This is a genomic window from Bacteroidota bacterium, assembly GCA_034723125.1.
Taxonomy (GTDB): Bacteria; Bacteroidota; Bacteroidia; order CAILMK01; family JAAYUY01; genus JAYEOP01.
Genome location: JAYEOP010000337.1, coordinates 1 through 2555, shown reverse-complemented (window position 1 = coordinate 2555; position 2555 = coordinate 1). Strand labels below are relative to the sequence as shown.

2 protein-coding genes are annotated in these 2555 nt (G+C 35.9%); both read right to left on the bottom strand.

Annotated features, from left to right (window positions below; all coding sequences use genetic code 11):
- Positions 1-1319, bottom strand: a 1319-nt coding sequence (locus U9R42_09255) for an AAA family ATPase (protein ID MEA3496207.1), incomplete at its 3' end; no start/stop codon positions are given.
- A 48-nt stretch (positions 1320-1367) separates the two neighbouring features.
- Complete coding sequence (locus U9R42_09250; GenBank protein MEA3496206.1) at positions 1368-2168, bottom strand: hypothetical protein; 801 nt, start codon at positions 2166-2168, stop codon at positions 1368-1370.
- Positions 2169-2555 lie beyond the last annotated feature (387 nt).

Genomic DNA, 2555 nt, shown 5'->3' with positions numbered 1-2555 from the left:
TTCTCATCGTCATGTATAAGATTTTGTGTTCGTGCTGATAATTCCTGTAAACGATTTTCAAGACTTAATGCTATTTGATTAACTCTAACAGCTCTATTATTTATTCCTGTTATTGATAAATCTTGTATACTTCGCACTCTTGATAATGCGACATACCCTAGACCATCTGCAAAAGTATTTGACAGATCAATTCTTGCAGCGTCAATTGTCATTCCTTGACTTTTATGTACAGTAATAGCCCATGCCAGTTTCAGCGGTAGTTGTCTTATTGTTGCTAATCTTTGCCCATTCTCATCTTCGGTGTAGAAATCTGTAAATTTAATGTCATTTAGTAATTTACCCGGCACAATTTGTTCATCTTCAATTTTATCGTTTAGTTGGACATTTGGCCAACCATCGTCACTAAATGAAACTACTTTACCCAAACTTCCATTGAAATACTTGCCTGTTGGCTCATTTTTGTTAAACATGACAACTGACCCAACTTTAAGGTACAATTGTGGTACCACTTTGTTTTTACATATTTTTAATAGTTCCCGCATCGGCTGACCTTCACCTTCACTCTGCTGAATATATTCTTTACTGTCGCCAGGTAATTCATCAAGGTGAATTTTATTAATATCGTCAGCTTGCTTGTTAGTTGTACAAATTTTGGTTATTGTTGATGCGTGTAATTGCTTATTTATCCGACTGTTTAGAATGTTCCAATGAATACGAGTAAAATTGTTTGCTCGGATAGCATTTAATAGCTTTGTTAGAGAATCATCTTTGTTGTGGCGATAGAATTCTTCAAGGTAACAAACTTCGAATTTTCCATTTTGATAGGCAGTGGATTCTATGATAAAGTGTAATTGCTCACCTCGTTGTGTTATTGGGGATAGTTGAAAAAAATCGCCGCATAAAACAACTTGCATATCTCCAAATAAATTCTGATTCTCACGCACCCCCCTGACTATTTTGTCTATTGCTTCAAGTTGGTAACTATGCAACATGCTAACTTCGTCAATGATTAAAATATCTGTTCTTTTAATGGCCTGTTGATAGCGTGGCAACATGTTATTCACAATATTGCGTATTGTATCTTTATCTTCTAATTGTGTTTGGTTTCTAACGCCAATGCCACTCCAGTTGTGAATAGTTGTACCATTAATATTTGTTGCGGCTAAACCTGTAGTCGCAGTGACTGAAACTTTGCTTTTTTGGTCTCTTGCCCAATTAGCAAACGATTCAAGTAAATATGTTTTCCCACTTCCAGCGGCACCAGTAAGCAATACATTATGCCCTTGTTGGAGAATTTTTCGAGCATCATCTTGTTTCATGCTTTCTTAGTATTGTTAAGATAATTTATTTGAAGCCCAACGTTTGAGCTATTTTTTTTTAGATGGCTGTTCACCACCTAAAACAACTATGGTTGTGTTTTGTGAAACTTCAGCTTCTCTCAGGAATAGATTCCAATCAGATTCCGTTCGAAACCGATTTGTTTCATAGATAACATATAAATAACGGGACCAATCATTTGCAGTATACCCACGAGTATCAGCTAATAGTTGGTCTGCTATAATTCCTACATCAGCTTTTTTGGATAAATATTTATACTCAATCAATGTTTGGAGAGACGGTATTCCTGTGTCTGGAATGAAATTTTTTATTTGTTTTGTAAGAACTGGCTTATGCTTTAGGTCAGGAAATACACACTTTAAAACAGCTTCAATTCTGAGATGAACATCGTTTTCATTGTTTGGGGGATTTTGAAATACTGCGCTATCTGTTATCACGTAATGTATGTCACGGATTATTTGCAATAAATCTTTTCTAACGGTAGTTATTTTATCTTCAGGGAATAGATTTATTAATGCTCGGCTAAAGCACCTAATACGCCCTATCACTGTTGAGTACGGATCTCCATCTGGATCAACATCCCCAGAGTTAAAGCCATATTGTGATTCTTTAATTGTGGTATATTCATTATACACCATTTTATGAAATTCTGTTAAATTCAGGAGTTCAGATAAACACAGCAGTTGCAAAAAACATGCTTCAATGATCCATGCTGGGGCAATCGATTTTTCTTGACCTCGCACTGTCCATTCATAGAACTGACTGGATGCTTTATTCAGTTGAATCTCTAAATTATGTACTGCCGATTGAATATCAATATTTTGTTTCATCTATAAATTTTTCTTAGAGCCCAACGTCAAACATCACCTGACCGCCATGTCGCCATGTAAAGAGTTGGCAGAAGTAAAAGCGCTTAATCTATTACAAAAGGTGGCAAGTGGTGCGGGTCAGCGTGAATGTAATTGTTGGGTTTCGATAATGTGTATTCCCGCAGGGCCAATCTGGTAATATTTTGTAATTTGCCAATTCCTGCTCTTTTTTAATGATTTTAAATCAGAGCACAACATTTTCAATTTGCTATTAATTTTTGCCTGAATGGGCTTTATAACAGTGTACGTTTTTTTGAACCTCCTCATAATTTGCTTCCGAAGGTTTTCAATCAGTGTACAGATTTACGAACTTGCGTATTGCTTTCTTCCGAAGGCCACAGATCAAAA